This is a genomic window from Streptomyces sp. NPDC111656 (assembly GCF_055656965.1).
The window spans coordinates 1-17,881 of sequence record NZ_JBVKCA010000034.1 but is presented as its reverse complement, the minus strand read 5'-3'; the positions used below and the strand labels follow the sequence as shown (position 1 = coordinate 17,881).

Sequence of the window (17,881 nt, the reverse complement as noted above, 5' to 3'; positions counted from 1 at the left end):
CAGCCAGATTCGAACACGACCGGATGCGAACGGTCCCGGCGGCGTGTTTCAGCTGGAAGACAGCGGCTGCCGCTGATCGTCCGGGCAGTTTTGTCAGTCCTCGCTGCTACACCAATTCCTGAGACCCAGGCCGCAGTCGGCGGCCTGTCGAACAGGGGAGGAAGCAGTGGCGAAGCCACCCGAGGGATACCACGCTGTCCGCAGTCACATCCGGCGCAACCCGCGCACGAACGGGAAGAAACTGAGCGGCTGGACGATCGCCGCGCTGATCGCGGCAGTGTGGTTATGGAGCCAGCTCGTCGGTTTCGGTGAGGCCAGCCCGGCACAGACGGACACGCCGCAGCCGTCCGTGTCCGCGAGCGCGGTGCGCTGATGGGCCGCCGAACCCTCCGGCTGCGCAAACCCCACGGCAGCGGCGAGCAGGCCGCCGCCGTGGTTGTCGCCTGCGCCGTACTGTGGCTGCTGGCCACCATGGCCGCGGCCGCCTGGCATGCGGCCACCCGGGCCTGGCCGTGGCTTGCCGCCCTCATCGCCGCCACTGCCGTGTACGGGGCGTGGCGCATGCTGCGTAGAGCCCGCGTCCTGCGGGTGCGCGCCCAGACGCTGGCCCGACTGCGGCTCACGCTGGCCGAGATCGACGCGATGGACGACCAGGCCTTCGAGTTCGCGCTGCGGGACCTGCTCATCCGGGACGGCTGGACGGCCCACAGGGTCGGCCAGCAGGGAGACCAGGCCGCCGACGTCATCGGGCAGGGCCGGCAGCGGGGCAGGATCGTCCTGCAAGCCAAGCACACCAGAGTCGCCGGCAAAGTGGGCTCGGCAGTGATGTATCAGGTCAAGGGAACTGCCGGCCCGGTCCATGGTGCGGACATCGCGGTCGTGGTGACCAACGGCTCCTTCACCCGCGACGCCAGGGCCTGGGGCGATCGCCACCACGTGTACTGGGTCGACCGGGACCGGCTGCGCAGATGGGCCGAGGACGGCACCCCGCTGCAGGACCTGCTCCGTCTGCCCAACCGGACCGCACGCCGGGCGGCCTTCCGCCGGGCCGCCTGAAACACGTACTCGCCTTTGAAGGGGGATAGGCGTACGACGATGGATTGCTCGACCCGTTGGTGAAGTTCGCGCTCGGCGTGGGTGCTGGTGTGGTCGCGGCTCCTGGGGTCTGTCAGGGACCGAAATGCACGAAGGGAGCCCACCGCACGAGGACTGTGGGGTCCTCGTCCCGCAACGCCAGGACCGCTCGGTGCAGGGCTCGTGCCGCCCGCTCGGGGTGCAGGCCGGCGCCGTCGCCGACGGCGCCGTAGAAATCGTCTGTCACCTGAGCGGCCACCTTGTCGTCCACGTTCCACAACGTACCCACCACGTGCCGGTATCCCGCCAGCTGCAAGGCCGCCGCCAGGTGCACGGACTCATCCGGCACGTGGGCGCCCTGGGCGGCGGTGCGGCAAGCGGGGACGAAGGCGAACTCGCCGTCGGGCAGTCGCATGCGGGCGATCTCCGGGATCCGCAAGGGACCGTCGTGCAGGTGCAGGGCACCGTGCGAGGGGTCGGCCAGGTCCTGGCTGCCGTGGCAGGCGAAGTGTACCCAGCGGTGCTGGGGGAGAGCCTGCAGGACACCTTCCCGGGTGGCCTGGTCACCCTCCCGGACGGTGGCGGAGACGCCGAAGCGGTGGTGCAGGGAGGCTGCCTCCCGCGCGGCCCCCGACAGGGGCTCTCGTCCTGGGGCCTCGGCCACCGAGGCCACCAGAAGTCGGCCGGGCCGCGGGTCGGCAAGCGGCTTCCGGGCCTCGCGCAGACTGCGCACCGTGGTCGCGTACGACGAGACGACCCGGTCGAGGACGGTCCGGCCTTTCTCCTTCGCGCGGTGGTAACCGGCCGCGTGCACGGGCAGGAGCGCAAGTGGACCGGTCGGGCACCACCACAGCCGAGGCAGGGGCTCCCCTTGAACTGGCGGTGGCAGAGTGTCCAGAATCGGCTGGGCGACCGCATCCCACAGCCACTCGGCCAGTTCGTGCGCGGCCTTCTGGAGTGCCAGCACGGAGCGCAGGCTGTGACCGCCGCCGTGTTCTGCGAGCGAGCCCAGCCATGCGCTCGCGACCTGGCCGGCTGTTGCGCTGTCGGCTGCGGGCAGGGCCACGGCGCGCACGACGCCGTCGCCGCTGAGGAGGGCGGTGCCGCCCCTGGTAGCCACGACGAGCGTGACCAAAGGGCCATCCTGCAGGTCGGCATCGCGCAACGGCGGCGGGCTCAGGAAGTCTTCGAACCCTTCCTGCGCCCGTACTTCCGTCAGGATCCGCTCCCATGCCCAGGCCGCAGACATGTGCTCGTCGACAGTACGCTCTCCTGCCTCCAGCGAGTCGAGCGGTGTGAGCGGGTCGGGCAAGAGCGGTGATGCAGGCGGTAGGGACGACGTCGCCGACGAGTCGGCAGCCGGGGCACTGGCCGCAGAGCCCGCGGCGTCTGCTCCGGTTATCCCGGACAGCAGCATCCCCAACGGGTTGACCGGAGTATCCAGCCGGGCACGTGCCTCCTCCAGCTGCCGGGCCAGGACGGGGTGGACTTGAGCGAGTTCGGCCAGACTGCCTCGGGTCTGCAGGAGCTGCGTCCACAGGATTTCGCGCCCCAGATCCAGGATCTCCAGCGCCCGCCGCGTCTCCCCAGCCCCCGCGAGCCACGCCGCTGCCTCGCGGGCGAGAGGTCCGTGCTCGGCCAGCAGCCGTTCCTGATGGCGTCGTTGGGCGCCGCGCCAGGCGACGAGAGGCAGCAACTCGACGGCCGTGCTGAAACCGGCCGCGGCCTCGGTCGTGTCACCCGCCACGACCGCTGTCTCCGCCCAGCGCCGGGCCGCGGCGATCCGAGTCTCGGCGTCACCTGCGTCGGCCCGCGACACGGACTTCCACAAACGGATGGCTTCTTCGGCGTCCACCGGGTTCCAGACGTTCAGGTACCGGTAGCACAGAGCGTTGGCCAGCTGGTCTTGCTGCAGGATGGTGGTCGCGTGGTGGGGTGGAGCATCACGCAGCCCCTCCCGCAGGGCGTCGACGCCTCCATCGACGTCTGCCATCTGCAACCGGGCTCGGCCAAGCGTTCCGTACGCCCACACGCGGACCAGCCCCCGTTCGGGTGCCATTGCCATGGCCTGCTCCGCGGCGTGCAGGCTGTCCGCCACGGCGCGTTCGGCTTCCGCGTCATCCGGCGTGGTCTCCGCGCGCAGAGCGTAGGCGGAGCTGAGAGCGAGGTAGAAGATGGGACGGTAGAGGTGGCCGTCGGGCAGCTGCGCGACGGCCACCTCTACGACAGCGCTCACCTCGACCATGTCGGCTGCCTCAGTGGCCTCGGCCGAATCGCTCTGAAGCTTGCCGTGCATGGCGGACAGCACCAGCACAAACGCCAGCGCCAGATCTGCCTGCGGCCGCAGTACGTGCTCTGGTGGCATCAGCCGGACGGCCTCGCGACTGACGGAGACAGCCTCGTCGAGGTCCGAGGCCTCAAGGTGGGTGATGAAGCGGACCATGAGCGCCTGCCCGAGTGCCACGAGCGCTCCTGCGTACTCCTCGCCGGTACGCTCCTCCTGTGGTATCGACCTGCACACCCCGCGGAGGGTCCTGATCGTCGTATCCATCTCCGCGGTGTCCGCGTGGTGCCCGAACCGCAGCAGGTGCGCCTCACTCAACACCGTCCCAGCCAACACAGCGTCCGGCGACCCGGACGGCAAGAGGTCCAGGGCCTCGCCGAGCAGGCGTGTCGATTCGTCCAAGTCCGTCGGGTCCCAAGCCACTTCGTAGCGCTTGCGCAGCGCGACACCGAGGGCGGCCACGGGGCGTGCACGCTCTGGATGCCCCTGAGGGACAAGCTGCTCGGCCTCACGCAGCCGTGCCACCGCCTCGTCCAGGCCGCCCTCTCGATCACCTCTCTCGAACAGGTCGAGGAGCGATCCTGCGTACTCCGCCAGTGCACTGGCGCGCGCCCCGGCATCCGCTGCCCAGCCCCCGTCATCAAGCAGCGCCACGCAGTCCCGGCGAAGTGCGAAAGCGCGTTCGGCATCCGCAACGTCACCGTACCGGTGGTAGCGCTGCGCCAGCGTGTTGGCCAGAAGACCCAGAGCCTGCGCCCAGCCGTCGGGATCGGCACCCGGTGCGCGTCCGTCCTGCTCAACCTCCGCAAGCGCCTTGTCCAGGTCATCCCGGGAACCCGTCAGATCGTGACGTACCGTCAGTGCGAGTATGAGCGTGATGCGGCAGGATTCCTCGGCATCCGCGTCGTCGAGCCGGCCGGAGGCGGCACGCAACGCGGTCACCGCCTCGTCCAACTCCCTCTCATCCTCCGACTCCGCGAACCTGTCGAGGCGCAACTTCCCCAACAGCAGACGCACCATGGCCTCATCCTCAAGGCCAGCCACCGACAGCGCGGTACAAAGCGCGGACAACTCCAGATCCGCCTCCGCCGCGCCTCCGCCGACGGCGTGGGCTATCCGCCAGCTCATTGCCAGGTCCACCCACGGCTCGGCCGCGCTGGCGGCCTGCACATCGAGCACCATGACCGCCGTCCGACCCAGGGCGAGCGCCTCCGCCACGTCGTCGAGCGAACTCCCGGCCACGGCGCGGTCCATAAGCGTTTGCCGTAAAAGGCTCAGATAGGGTGCGGCCAAGTGACCCTCACGAGCCGCCTGTTCGAGCGCCCTCGCGGCCATGGCGGCGCGCTTTGGGGCAGGGCCATCTCCAGCAAGGGCGGTCAGAGCGTGCGTGTACCACTGTGTGGCGGTCATGTCGCCTCCCCCCCGGGTGCCCCCAATACGGCTCCCTCGCGGCACGAACGGGGACAGCATCTCTATACCCGCCGCTGCCTCTCACGCACCCGGAATGACACGTTTCGAAATATTGTGAGTGTGCCCTTCCCGCAGTGAGAGTCGACCGAACCGCTGCGTCATCGGGCCTGAGACCCCATCATGGACCACACCTCCACGGCGCAGGTGCCCGGAGGGCGTCCACAACCGGGGGTGGGACCTATGCCCGAACACGCGGACGTGCCGGGAGACTGGGCCGTACTGGTGGAACCAGTGCCCGAGGCCGGGGCGGGTCTGGTGCTCGACGTCCCCACAGGCACAGACCTCGGTGAACTGGCCGACCTGGTGCAGGCGGCCTACACGCTCGCCCCGGACCTGCAGGCTTGCAGCATCGTCATGGACGGTCACCTCATTGGCGGGGTGACCCGGCGGCGACTCGACCGGCTCGGCTTCGGGACCATCTCCAGGTCCGGGGACGAGCCGGTATTCGCAGGCCAGGCGGGACAGTTTGAACTGCTGACCTACACCTGCCAGGTCTGTGGCCAGCGGACCGTGCGTCTGCTTCACGACGAACGACACCCGCCCACCTGCCCCGATCTCAATCACCCAGGCACCCTCATGCGGCTGGAGCAGTGACATGGGCGGCACGGGCCGCCCCGGGGCGGGACGGCTGATCTGGGCCGGTGTATTGCCCCTGAGCGTGGTCACCGCGTTCCTGGGACTGCTGCTGCTCAGCCAGGGTGAGCAGGATGGATTATCGCTGGCCCTTGCACTACGACGCGTCGGGGAACTGAGCACGACTCAACTGGTCCTGCTGGGACTTGCCGTGGTGACGACGGCAGGCATCCTGCGCCCGTACCAGGCGTCGTATCTGCGGCTCCTCACCGGCGAAAACTGGCCCTCGCTACTCGCCTCCTACGGCGAGAACCGACAGACCCGTCGCAGGTTCCGGCTGGAGGACCAACTGGGCAGGATGGAGCAGGATCTGGGAACTTTGATGGGCAGGGACGGCACACAAGTCCCTTCTGCCACCATGGTGCGCAAAGCGGGTGAGGCCGCCTTGGAACTCCGTGCCCGGTTTCCCCCGCACAGCGAGCGCACCCGCCCGACCGCGCTCGGCAATGCACTCGCCGTTGCCGAGGAAAGTGCTGGCCAGGAGTACGGATTTGACCCCGTAGTCGCTTGGCCGCGCCTGTATGCCTTGCTCAGTCCGCAACTGCGGCGGACCGTCGACGACCGCCGCACCATCCTGGACGCTGCCGCCGCAATGTGTGTCCACGCTACGATCGCAACCTTCATTGCGCTGCCCATCCTCGCCGCCCACAGCCCGGATCCGGGACTGGCACTGGCCCTGCTCCCCGCCGCCCTTGCCCAAGCCTCCTACCGGGCGGCGGCGAACTACACGCTGTCCTACGCCACCGCCCGCCGCACGGCCTTCGACCTGCACCGCTTTGACCTCTACACGGTCCTTCACCTGCCCCTGCCACGCGACCGAGACGAGGAACGGGCCATGAACCGTGCCCTGTGCCTGGAATGGCGGCAGGGCGTCCCCCTGCGAACGCGCTACGACGTCCCGGGCCCACCTCAGTACACGACAGTGACAGGCGAAGCACCGCCCGAGACGGTGACCCGGCGCACGTACGAGCATCCTCGCGAGGCCGAGGCTGGCGAGGAGGTCCTGCGGCGGGTCGAGGAAGGCGTACGGGAAGCGCTCATCCCACCCACACCCGCGGCCTTCCGCGGTGCCTGCGGAGCAGGCTTCATCGACCTGAGGCCGGTCACCGACGAGGACGGGACATCGCTGTGGCGGCTGTCCGTCGGGAAGTCCTACACGCTGGTGACTGCGCTGGCGTTAGGTTTGCCCGCGTATGAGGACCCCGGCATCGTCAGCGCTCTTCTGCCAGTGGGTGCGGTGACCGATGGCCTGCTCGTCACAGCCGGGCAGGTGCAGCCGATCATCGACATCGACGTGGAGATTGAGGCGCCCTTCACCTCGGTACGGCGCCCACGCCACGCCGTACGGCTGGGCGTCGGCAACGACACGGCCCGCTTGACATCCGTGATCAGAGTCGACGAGCCCGGTGAACTCGATCTGCGCATCGCCATCTACACCGACGGCCGACTTGTTCAGGTCCTCCTCCTCGACCTCCACGCCATCGACGGCGAAGGCGAGCCAACCCTGTGACAGCCCACCGCCTGCCCCTCGCCATGGAGGGGGCGGCCTCCCGTCAGGCATCGAGCCCGAATGCCACGATCCGCACGAGAAGCGACGGCCGTCAACTGGTGCTCACCCGGCACCACAAGAGACACGGCACAGACGAACTACGCCTGGACATCGTCGCGGAAGACGTCACCCGCCAACTACACCTCCTCTTCAATCAAAACCTGGAAAAGATCCGCCGCCGATGGAGTAGCGCCGAGGCACTGGACCCCAGACAAGCCGGCGACGGCCTCATCCAACTGGCCAAAGCAGGACGCCAGTTCCTGTGGAAGGTCTTGCGCGACCCACTGGCCTCCTACGAGGAACTGCAGCAGCGGTTACGCGCCTGGTGCCCGACCTGGAACATCGACGGCGCCCCCGTACCACTCCTCCAGGTCGTCGCGGACAGCGCCGCGTATTTCCCGTGGGAAGTCCTGCCTCTGTTCGACGTCTACTGGCAGGGACCGGTGGACGATCCAGCATCCCTGTTCGACGCATGCCGCGTCTTTCCGGCTTTCAGCGCAGTCGTCGAGCGCCAGCCCGCCACCGCAGTACTGCCAGACCAGGTATTGGATGTCTCCTCAGGAGCGCTGCCCGTGCGTTTCGTCTGGCACAGCAAATACAACGGCGCGCAAAGAGAACTGCAGTTCCTACGGAGCCGCTCAGACATCCGCCTGGAAGGCCCATACCCCCAGGAGGGAAGCACCACCCCCTCGACGGCCCCACCTCTGTGGGACCAACTGGCAAACCCGTCGCTGGGAGTGGACGGCCGCCACCTCGACCACCCCGACCAGGTCCTGCACCTGTCCTGCCACGGCGCGGCACAGCTTGACCAAGGATCGATGAACTTCGAGCTCCACCTCCAAGGCGGGGACGGCCAACTTGTCGTGGTCAGCCACGACACACTGGACGCCGAACTGCCAGCCGCAGACCACCGCACGCGCACAGCACACGGAGCACGCCCCTCGCGGCCCATGGTGCTACTCAACGCCTGCGAGACCGCCGTCTACGACCCGGCCACAGTCGGCTCGCTCCTCACCCCCTTCGAGAAGAACTACAACAGAGCAGTGATCGCCACTGCAGCCCGGCTCCCCGACCGGCTCGCCGCCCGCTTCTCCGCGCACTTCTACCGAGCCCTACTCTCCGGGGCCACCGCCGGCGAGAGCCTGCATACCGCCAAATGGCGCCTGGTCGAGAAAGAGGCCAACCCCTTGGGGCTCCTCTACATGCTCCACGGCAGCAGCCGCCTCCAAACCGCCCCCCTCACCGACAGCCGCCCCACGACACACTCAGCCCACACACCCCGGCGCCCTGACGAAAGCAGGACACATGACGCATGAGGACGACTCGCTGTTCGACGCCTTCTGGAACGAGTTCCACGGCCGCTTCGAGCGACTGCCTGTCTGGCTGCCCGGCACGCCCATGAAACTAGGCGATGTCGGCACGATCACGTCACGCGGCTGGGTCAAAGAGACCAGTCTCGAAGCCTTGCAGATCGAGGCCAAGCCTGATGACCCGGGGGTGAGCAGCGAAATCGACTACGCCTCACGCGGAGGTGCCAGTAGGAAGGGCGGAACCACCCGAGCCGGCGTACAAGCCACGGTGGCCGACGCAACCGCAGACATCACGTACGAGTTCAACCGTGCCGGGGCCTTCGTTCTGCGCACCGGAGAGACCACCGTGCACCCCCTCGCTGACCTGCGCGGCCTACGGCAGGCCGCCCTGGCCCGGTATCAGGACCGGAACCTGGACTGGGACCGCCGCTGGATCGTGGTGACGGAGATCGTGACCGCACGCCCCGCACTCGTGCTGATAGCCCGGGAGCAGGGAGCCCAAGCCACGCTACGCATGCGCGCCCAAGCCCAACTCGGCCCCGCCCTCACAGCCGGAGCAGCCCCCTTTTTCGACCTACTCCACTGGAGCGGGCTTGAAGCCCGGCTGGCGACCGAGGACACCACCACCGTCATGTGGCGTGGCCACCACGTCCTCGACCCGCCGCTGCGCCGGGCCCGCTTCGAGGTGCGCGGTGACCCAGACGACACCGACGCCCCGGACACGGCGCCCGCACCCACCTTCGTCGAGATCGAAAGCCCAGACGACGTGCGCTGACAGACACAGCAGGACCCGCCACGGACGGTATTCGCCGGTTAGGCGCCCGCGTGCAGATACGCGGCCCACAGATCGGGCCGGAAGGGGTTGGCGTCACGCAGTTCGAGCAGGGCCCCACGCAGCGCCGCAGCAATCCGCGCCGGGTCTGCAGTCCTCTCGTCACCGACGGCTCGCGCGTAGATCGCGGCCGCGACGTCCGGCGCGACCGCGTCCTGAATCTCCCACATCGTGCCAATCACGCTGGCAAGCCCGGCGAGTTGAAAGGCCGACGTGAGGTGGATCGACTCGTCGAGCAGCGCCTCGTGGTCAGTCACTGCGGTCTGGCAGGCCGAGAGGAACGCCATCCTCGGCGCCACGACCTGCACCGTCGAGATCCGTGCCACGGTCAGGGGCTTGCTCTCGTGGTCGTCGAGCAACAGCGCACTGAGCGAAGGAGAGCGAGTATCGAGCACACCGTGGCAGGCGAAGTGCACTACGTCGTGAGCGCCGAGGTGGTGCAGGACCGCTTCTGCAGTGGCCGGGCCATCGACACGAAGGCCGTCCGCCTGCCCGGCTGTCAGCACGGTGTGCCGAGGGAAGAACCCTGCGACGAGCTGCGCCTCCTGCAGCGCGAACCGCAACGCGTCGGCGTTCGGTGTCTGTGGCATCGCCACGATGAGTGCACCCGCGGCGGGTGGCTGTGCCCCCGCACGACTGCGTGCGTGCTCCAGCGCGCGCACCGTCGGCGTGTACGAGACGACGGCTCGATCCAGCACAGTACGGCGCACCGTACCGGATGCGCGGTGGTGACCGGCGGCGTGCAAGGGCAGGCGGCCGAGCAGCCCGCCCGGACACAGCCAGACACGCGACGGTTCATCGCACGGGCCCAGATTGTCGAGCACAGGCGCCATGACGTTGTCGTAGAGCCATTCAAGAAGCTGGCTCAAGGATTGCAGCGCCTGGATGCGGCTGCGCAGGCTGGATGCCGAATTCCGCAGGATCGCGAGGGTCGCGGTGAGCTCCTCGACGCGACGACGCACCACGTGCTGGCTGGCCCCGGGCAAGGGGATGAAGGCGATGCGGCTGCTCGTCACGACGAGGGCGTCGCTACGGACGTCCGTGATGTTGAAGCAGACGATGGGGCCCGAGCCGGCCATGCGCTGTAACTCATCCTCATCCGGCGGCGCGAGGAACGTCGCGAAGCCGGGAAGGCGCCGGATTTCCAGGATGATCGACTCAAGGTTGTTGGCGACGTCGACGCGGTGGGGTCCGACCGTAGCTGGCTCGGGCAGCGCGGAGAGCTGCTGCCGCGCGATCTCAAATCGTTCGGCGAGCCCGGGGTGGGCAACACGGAGGTCGGACACATCGGTGCGGGTGGCGAGTGCCTGGCTCAGCAAGACGGCGCGGCCGGACTCCAACACCTGGACGGCTCGCAACGCCGGGGCTGAGGTGGCGAGGACGAGCGCGGCCGCGAGCCCAGCGATGCCGGCGAACCCGGACAGGGCTGTCTCCTGGTCATCACGAGCCAGTTCCCGGGGCGCGATACGCGGCAGTAGATGTATGGCCGTCTCGGCCAGGTCGGCCGCTCGGCGGATATCGCTGCCCGCGAGAAAGGACGCGGCGATGTGCGCGGCACGTGTCCGTAGGTGGGCTGCAGTGTGTTCATCGTCCGCCGCAACAGTCAGGGCATCGATGCCTTCGTGAAGGTCGGCGTGACCTCCCGCCAGGACACTCTTCACGAGCGCGAGGCCGAGGTTGTACTGGATGAAGCCCCGAAACGCTCCGTGCAGGCGCGAGACACGCACCGCGCTGCGATGAGCCTCGACCGCTTCTTCGAGGTCGGCCATGTCGCCGTACATCTCGAACCGGCGCACCAGCGCCGTACCCGTGCTGGTCCAGTTCAGTGCCGAGTCCTCCGGGGCCAGTGTCGCCGCGGAGGCCGCCTCTCGGAACAGGTCGACCGCCTGATCCAGGTCCGGCCGGTGTCGGTAGGCAAGATGCCGGCGCAGCAACGCTCCAGCGACCGCGGGAAGCAGCCGTGCCGTATCCGGCCGACCGGCCGCACAGGCGGATGAAACCGCAGCCCGCGCCGCGGTGATGGCCTCGTCGATGTCGCTCTGCCGCCCGGTTCGGGCGAAGCGGGCCTGCAAGGCATGCGCGAGATTGGCCAGGTATTGCGGGCGTTCGGCGTCGACTGCGCGGGCGGTACGGGTCGCCGAACGACCATGCTCGACGGATTCGTCCAGGTCTGCGAGGGCTCCTGTCCACTCGAACCGCCTCCGCAGCCCGAGGCAGAGGTTGGCATGGAACCGGCCACGGTAGGGATGCCCCGATGGCGTAGCTGCGATCGAGGCCCGGTCGAGCCGGATAGCCTCATTCGCATCGTCAGGATTGCCGTATCGCTCGAACCGGGTCATCAGCGCTGCAGCCAGATTGGTTTCTGCCAACCACCCGGTGGACAGGGCTGACTCGTCCGCTGCCCTGACAAGCTCAACAGACGCGTCCAGGTCCGCCAGCGCACCGCCGAACTCGTACCGCTGGCGCAGCTGACCACTGAGCGTGGCGCCCAGCCTGCTTCGCTCCCACGGATCCAGTGCCTCGGTCAACAGATCTTGCGTGATTGCGACGGCTTCATGCAGGTCGTCGAGATCAGCGTAAGCCCGGCCCCGCGTGGCCAGAGCGGCAGCCAAGGCATCCAGCACAGCCGGATCGGCGGTGGCACGTCCGGCAGCGACGGCCGCGTCGATGTGCGCTCGATCGCCGCTGAGTTCGTAGCGCACTCGATGCAGCGTCGCGGAGACGGCGGCGCCGCGGCTGCCGTCGGGATCGTAGGCCATCAGCCACGCGTGGGCCTTCTGAGTGGCGCGGAGATCGGCCTCTTCACCATGGACCAGGAATCGCTCCAGCAGTGCCAACGCAAGGTTGTAATAAGCAGTGCAGCGCCATGAGCTGCCAATAGCAGAAGCTGACAAGGCCGTGTGAGCGGCCGCGACCGCAGCGTCCAAGTCGCCGTGCTCGCCCGTCACTTTGTACGTGCGAAGCCATGCGTCCACGAGGACACCCAGCACGAGCACTCGATCTTCCCAGCTCAGATCTGGGCGTCCCAGCAGGTCCTGGCCGGAGACGATCACGAGGCGCACGTTGGGGGCCGTCGGCATCAGAGCGACCAACTGCAATCGGGCCTGGAACAACTGCTGCTCGACCGTAGTCCGTTCGGCGCCGTCGGCTGGATAAGTCTGCAGTGCTTCACCCGCGGCAACGACGGCGGCCTGTGCGTCGGTCGCAGAGGACGTCGCCGCTGCCCGGTCACGCAACGCTGAGCCGAGATTCATCAGTAGGAGTGCTCGCGCACGAGGGTCTGGGCCGACCGCACCGCAGGCCCGAGTGAACAGATCGATCGCCTCATCCATGGCAGCGCCACCACGGTGCCTGCCGAATTGCTCACTGAGCACGCTGCCGAGCAGACCCAGACGGCCAGCGTACTCCGGGTGGTCCTTGGGCGTGCCGACGAGAGCTTCCCGGCACCACGCCTCGAGGGCATCGAGGTCGCCTTCGAGGGTGAATCGCCGCAACTCCAACGAGAACATCACCAAGTTGGCGATCCGATCGGCGCGCAACTGAAGATCGACATCGGCAGGCGTGAGCCCTACGACCTTTTGCCCGGCGTCCACTGCCATCCGCAGAAACCGTAAGTCGCCGGAGCGCTGGAACAGCTGGTACGCCGCGTAGCTGAGGCGCCCGAACGACCACGCGGTGCCGGGGTCCTCCGGCAGCGCCGCTTCGGCGATGCGCTGCCAAAGGCGGACTACCCAGGGCAACAGATCAGGCTCGTCCTCGATCGCACGCTGGTGCAATACATCCGCTTGAGACCGGCTCGCCGCGGCCACCGCTGGCAATACGGAGTTGGGCATGCTACCGACTCGGGCGAGAAAGCCGAACGCGAACGCCTGGACGGAGATCTCAAACTCAGCAGCATCGATCCTGTCACCGGAGTGCGCGCGGCCGAAGTGGTACCAGCCGATGGCTTCCATCAGGTAGCCGCGTTCCTCGAGCGGGCAGTCGGCAGCGATGCCCTGACGAACGGTAGCGATGGCCGTGGCTACCTCAGACCCGGTCATCACGGACAGTTCAAGCGAGCCTCGCACATCGACGATCCGAGCCCGCAAGAGCGCTAACGCCGCCGCGTAGTCGCCACTCATGAGGCCTGCTCGACCTCTGCGCTGCAGGTGACAGGGACAGGGATGCCAGAACGATGCAGCGGATCGCAATGCGGTGTTCCGGAGTGCAGCACATCGCCGGTCCGACCGACCGCAGTCAGCGCGGTCAACACCCCGCACGAGTCCAGGATCGTCATGAGCCCCCTCGCTAGTCAGCCGCCGTGTTGCCCATAATCATTGACACAGGCTTGCTCTGACACCCCGACATACGTTCGATGGAGCAGGCTCCACCCGGCAGGCACAGCAGCCCTGCAACGCCTCGAACTTCAGCTATGCCTCTGCCGGCCCAGGCCAGGCAAGCAAGAGCCGCGGATCATACACCACGGCTGGTGAATACGATGAAGCGGCCGAGGCATCTCAACATGATTGTGAGGTCTCATCGACCCACTCCCCCCAGGCGGGTTCCACAGTGGCGGGAGCTGGAGCGCGCACTGCTGCCAGAACGGTGAAGAACCTTCACCAGCGGTCGCTACGCTGGCTGTCCGTGCGAGACCGAGCAGTCAGGCGGGTGCGTATCACTGTCGGCACGGCGAGGACACGAGCGGGCTGTAAGGCTGGGCACGGGGGATCCCGTAGCAGTGCCCGAGAGCCGGTGCGGGCTACAGGCTGCGCCGGAAGGGGCACCGCTGCGGCAGGGCGACAGGCTGCCCAGGTCACGCCGATCCTGCCGGCGAAGGCAGCTCACGCAACAGGCGGTCCACGGTGTGCTGCCACTGGCGGGCTCCCTCCCGCGAGGGGAACCACGACTCGGTGATCTGCCGGTCCAGGCCGGTGAACTCCTGTAGTGCTGCTGCCAGTTCAGGCCTGCCCGTGCCGCCATTGCGGGCCACAGTGTGCACCTTCTGCGCAAGATCGTGCAGCCGGTGCGCGGCGCGGTAGTAGGCGACCTGGTCCTGGCTGAGGCGGCGTACGGCATAGCCGCCGCACTTGCTGCACGGGTCGAAGCCCTTGCTGTCCATCAGCTCCTCGACGGTCACCAAGTCGTCGTCGCGGCCGACGCCGTGCTCCGGGCGCCGGTGTTTGCAGCCGGGGGAGTGGGCCCGGCCCTGGTACTCGCCGGCCGCGTCGGAGGTGTAGGCCTGCACCTGGGCGAGCACGCCCAGCGGCAGCCCCGACCCACGCCGCCATTCGGTGCCGGTGTCGGCTGCGAAGGGCTCCAGGTCCAGTTGTTCCATGGCCAGCAGACCGTGCCAGACCGCGGACGCGAAGGGGCGACGCGGAAATCCCCGGTCGTCGCACCCGGCAGCCTCCAGCTCGCGCAGGTCGGCCACGCCGCGTGCCAGGGCCAGCGACCGCAGCGCGTGGCCAGCATCCCGGCGTCCCGCGCACAGCCGCACCAGCACCCTTTCGCCTTCCGCCGTGCCCAAACGGCGGCCGAACGCCTCGTGGTGGGGATCGTGAATATGCTCCGGCCAGATCTCCTCGTCCTCCGGAACGTCCTGGCCGGGGGCGCAGTGCCCGGCTTCGAAGAGGGCGTCGGGCAGGTCACTGGCTCCCGCGATGAGGACCCCCTGCCATCCCGCAGTGCAGCGCTGCTCCAGGACGCTCAGTGCCACGATCTCAAGCCCGGCATCGGCGGAGAAGACCACGTACAACTGTTCCGCATCCCGCATGGCGGCGCGCAGCGCGCGCAGGTGCTCGCGGGTGAGCAGACGCCTGCTGTGGACCGGAGTGTCGTCGAACACCCCCGGCCCGAAAAGCGATGCGCCCTTGGAGTACCGATCTGCCAGGGTCTCAGCCGCTGCCGGTTCAGCCTCGGCTGTCTCCGGCTCGCTGTAGGAGAGTCCGTGATGCTGGGCCAGCAGGCGCGCGGCCACGGGCTCCGGCACGTGCACGGTGATGACGGACCGCGGTTGCCAAGCGGTGTCGACCGTGTACGAGGCGAGAACGCCCAGCTCCCACTCATCCAGCCGGGCAAGGAGCGACCTGCGAGAGTCGCACTCCGTCGCCGCGTCGTGGGGAAGGCGCGCGACCAGGATCCGCTTGTCGTGCTTCCCGCCGGCCGCCGATCGGGCGGCGGCCTCCCAATCGGCCAGCACGGCCCGGGCACGCTCAAGCACCTGATCGCGTCCTTTGCGGCGGCTGCTCATCCCCTCTGTCAGATGGTGGACGAGGTAGGCCTGTTCCCGCGGGTGATCCCAGCTGTCCTCGACCGCCCGTTGCCACCGCCGCCACTGCGACAGCAGCTGCCTGTTCACCTCGGCAGGAGTGCCCAGCGGCGCGAACGCCGGGTCGTCGGCGGGGACATGAGGCTCCTCCATGGCGGCTACCGCGGCCGCCGCCAGCAGCGCGTCCGCAGTGACCAGGAGCCGGGCCTGGGCCTGCAACGTGCGCAGTCGGCCCGCCTTCAGCTCCACCGCAGCCTCGGCCCACGACTTCAGCCACGGGAACAGCTCCAGCTGCTGGTGCGCGCGGTGCATGCTCGCCAGTGCGCCGCGCCATTCACCGAACACCGTCTCGCGCACACGCCTGGCCTCCTGCAGCTCCTCCCACGCGTCGTCCTCGTCGCCCTCCGCCTCGCCCTGCGGGGCGGTGCCCGCCGGGCCGTCGGACGCAGGCCGGTGAAGCAGGGCGGCCGCCTGCCGGAGCTCTTCGTCACTTGAGGCGTCCTCGTCCGCGTCGCGGAAGCTGTCCAGCTCATACAGAAGCCCCAGGCCGGTCAGCATGTCCAGGAAGACGGCCAGACCCGTCCCGAGACGGGCCCAGGAGCTGTAGGTCCCGCACTGGGGGCACATCCGGCCGACCACAGAGGCATCCAGCTGCACCACCCGCTCGGTGGCGCGGGCGGAGCGCAGATAGGAACACGACGATGTGGCATGCAGTCTGGCCTGCTTGCCCTGAGTCGACCACACGGTGACTGGCGTGCCCTCGAACGGGCCGAGCGGTACATCCGGCGTCAGCAGACCGTACATCACGAAAAACCTCCCCCTTGACCGGTTCTGAAGCCTAGCCACGGGCACTGACAGTGGCGGGCGGGCGCGGTCAACTGGCTTGAACGGACGGCCAGAAGGCCGGCGCTGGTGAGACCGACCGGGGAGAAGGAGAGCGGTCGCGGCGCTGGGATATGGCATGGGCCGGTGGTCACCACGGAGCAGCGGGCACGCCCTCTGCGGTCAGACCATTCGACAGCAGCGCCTGCCACTGGCGGTCGGCATCGTCGTCTGGTCGCGGTGTTGATCCCCGCCGCTGCGCAGCTGCGAAAGGAGACGACGGCTACGGCGGCAGCCTCGAACCGCCCCAACCGCCCCTGAAACCCCAGGAAGCCGCGGAACCTGGCGGGGACTACCCGCACGTCACGGTGGCCGGAGTGGGTGACGAACCTGTCGTCCCCGCCCCCATGCGGCAACGGTGGAGAACCTCTGGGACACCGCGGACGCCGAAGCGGTGGACAGGGCCATGGCCCGGGACGGTACGTGCGGTCACCGGATCGGTCGCGCTGATGATGCAGGAGTTCCGTGCCGCCTCCGCGGCACGGGGAGCCGCGCAGTGAAGAGGGAACGCGCCACACAACTGCTCAGCGACCCGATCGACCGGCTAGAGAAGGGCGATTGGCCTGCCAGCCTGGTTCGGGAGGTGTACGTACGGCCCCGGTCGGCAGCTGGAGGCGGTCTCGCCGGTGCGGTGAGGCGCAGGCCGATGAGAACGACGGCTTGGGGATAGGCGACCAGTTCGATCCTGGCCTTGGAGGCACGGTGGGGATCACCGAACTGGTCCCTCGCCCAGCACGTCGAGTCAGCCAACCGACGCTTGCCGCGTACACATTTAGCCTCCCGAGCCGCTCAATCCGACACGGCACGCACGCGCGCCGCACCAGCAAGCCCGTCCCTACGCCGTCCTTGGCCGTCGACAACAGGCCGCTACGTCCGGCACCGCTCAAAGCCCCGACCGCTCACCGAAGATGACTACCCGATCGTCGCAACGTGCCTCGGGCGAAGGCGAGTTGGCCCCATCCATGAGTGACACGATGCAATGCCGCCCATCACCTGCTGACAACTCACCGTGCAAGCAAAAAAATTGGTACCGGCCCCTCGCCTCCCGGCTGCCAGTGGATAGGCGAACAGTCAAAAACCCGATACCCCAGACGACAACCGTCCAAGCTTCCTGACGCCGCCAGGCGTCATCTCACCTGCAGAGAGACGAGAGACAGACATGTACCGCCGCATGCCGCCACACGCAGAGCGCGAGAATCACAACACGTGCTGTATCAAAGGAAACTGACACTCACTCATTCCTATCACTCAAGCTCCCCGGCAGGGGAGCGCAGGCAACTCAAATATCTGCGCAACCACCCCGTTATGACATCACCGGCGCCGACAGGCGCCGGCAACCAGATTCCCACCCTTCCCTCCCCGCCAGGGGAGGGGGCTTCACTTTTCCTCGTCCTGCCGCCAGGCAGGACAGCATTCCCCCTGCCGAGCGGGCCGCCAGGCCCGCCAACTCCCAGAGAAACCAACCGAGTTGGCCCGCCAGGGCCAACCCCGCACTTCGACACACAGTCGTGCCGCCAGGCACGACGACAGCACCTAACGGGCCGTCAGGCCCGTAGTTGGCCGTCAGGCCAACTGAAGAGCCCCCCGGCTCTCCGCCCCC

General features: G+C 68.3%; 9 protein-coding genes. 6 read left to right on the top strand and 3 right to left on the bottom strand.

Features of this window, described 5'->3' with window-relative positions; all coding sequences use genetic code 11:
- Positions 1–166 precede the first annotated feature (166 nt).
- Positions 167–373, top strand: a complete 207-nt coding sequence (locus tag ACZ7M3_RS48500; protein ID WP_472072615.1) for a hypothetical protein — start codon at positions 167–169, stop codon at positions 371–373.
- Positions 373–1,056 carry a restriction endonuclease gene (locus ACZ7M3_RS48495; RefSeq protein ID WP_472072613.1) on the top strand — a complete coding sequence of 228 codons (684 nt, stop codon included), beginning with the start codon at positions 373–375 and terminating at the stop codon, positions 1,054–1,056. Before ACZ7M3_RS48500 ends, ACZ7M3_RS48495 begins: the two co-directional genes overlap by 1 nt.
- Positions 1,057–1,168: 112 nt before the next feature.
- On the opposite strand, the gene ACZ7M3_RS48490 is transcribed toward ACZ7M3_RS48495, so the two are convergent.
- On the bottom strand, positions 1,169–4,768 hold the full coding sequence (locus tag ACZ7M3_RS48490) for a CHAT domain-containing protein (protein WP_472072611.1): 3,600 nt from the start codon (positions 4,766–4,768) through the stop codon (positions 1,169–1,171).
- A 240-nt stretch (positions 4,769–5,008) separates the two neighbouring features.
- On the opposite strand from ACZ7M3_RS48490, the gene ACZ7M3_RS48485 reads away from it, so the two are divergent.
- Genes ACZ7M3_RS48485 through ACZ7M3_RS48470 form a run of 4 tightly spaced genes read left to right on the top strand, consistent with a single transcriptional unit; the run spans position 5,009 to position 9,095 of the window.
- On the top strand, positions 5,009–5,422 hold the full coding sequence (locus tag ACZ7M3_RS48485) for a hypothetical protein (protein WP_472072609.1): 414 nt from the start codon (positions 5,009–5,011) through the stop codon (positions 5,420–5,422).
- 1 nt (position 5,423) lies between these two features.
- Positions 5,424–6,971: a hypothetical protein gene (locus ACZ7M3_RS48480; RefSeq protein ID WP_472072607.1), complete on the top strand. Its 1,548-nt coding sequence runs from the start codon at positions 5,424–5,426 to the stop codon at positions 6,969–6,971.
- On the top strand, positions 6,968–8,326 hold the full coding sequence (locus ACZ7M3_RS48475; protein ID WP_472072605.1) for a CHAT domain-containing protein: 1,359 nt from the start codon (positions 6,968–6,970) through the stop codon (positions 8,324–8,326). Before ACZ7M3_RS48480 ends, ACZ7M3_RS48475 begins: the two co-directional genes overlap by 4 nt.
- Complete coding sequence (locus tag ACZ7M3_RS48470; RefSeq protein ID WP_472072603.1) at positions 8,316–9,095, top strand: hypothetical protein; 780 nt, start codon at positions 8,316–8,318, stop codon at positions 9,093–9,095. The genes ACZ7M3_RS48475 and ACZ7M3_RS48470 overlap by 11 nt, the downstream gene beginning before the upstream one ends.
- Before the next feature lie 38 nt (positions 9,096–9,133).
- Here the strand turns inward: ACZ7M3_RS48470 and ACZ7M3_RS48465 are convergent, their stop codons facing one another.
- Together ACZ7M3_RS48465 and ACZ7M3_RS48460 are read right to left on the bottom strand one after the other, a co-directional pair.
- Entirely contained in the window at positions 9,134–13,273 is a 4,140-nt protein-coding gene (locus ACZ7M3_RS48465) for a CHAT domain-containing protein (RefSeq protein WP_472072601.1), read from the bottom strand.
- A gap of 671 nt (positions 13,274–13,944) precedes the next feature.
- Positions 13,945–16,203, bottom strand: a complete 2,259-nt coding sequence (locus tag ACZ7M3_RS48460; RefSeq protein ID WP_472072599.1) for a hypothetical protein — start codon at positions 16,201–16,203, stop codon at positions 13,945–13,947.
- Positions 16,204–17,881 lie beyond the last annotated feature (1,678 nt).

What these genes read in the sequence shown, in the direction of transcription:
- ACZ7M3_RS48495 (WP_472072613.1), top strand. Translation starts at nt 373, where the DNA reads ATGGGCCGCCGAACCCTCCGGCTGCGCAAACCCCACGGCAGCGGCGAG.
- ACZ7M3_RS48490 (WP_472072611.1), bottom strand. Translation starts at nt 4,768, where the DNA reads ATGACCGCCACACAGTGGTACACGCACGCTCTGACCGCCCTTGCTGGA.
- ACZ7M3_RS48485 (WP_472072609.1), top strand. Translation starts at nt 5,009, where the DNA reads ATGCCCGAACACGCGGACGTGCCGGGAGACTGGGCCGTACTGGTGGAA.
- ACZ7M3_RS48480 (WP_472072607.1), top strand. Translation starts at nt 5,424, where the DNA reads ATGGGCGGCACGGGCCGCCCCGGGGCGGGACGGCTGATCTGGGCCGGT.
- ACZ7M3_RS48470 (WP_472072603.1), top strand. Translation starts at nt 8,316, where the DNA reads ATGACGCATGAGGACGACTCGCTGTTCGACGCCTTCTGGAACGAGTTC.
- ACZ7M3_RS48465 (WP_472072601.1), bottom strand. Translation starts at nt 13,273, where the DNA reads ATGAGTGGCGACTACGCGGCGGCGTTAGCGCTCTTGCGGGCTCGGATC.
- ACZ7M3_RS48460 (WP_472072599.1), bottom strand. Translation starts at nt 16,203, where the DNA reads ATGTACGGTCTGCTGACGCCGGATGTACCGCTCGGCCCGTTCGAGGGC.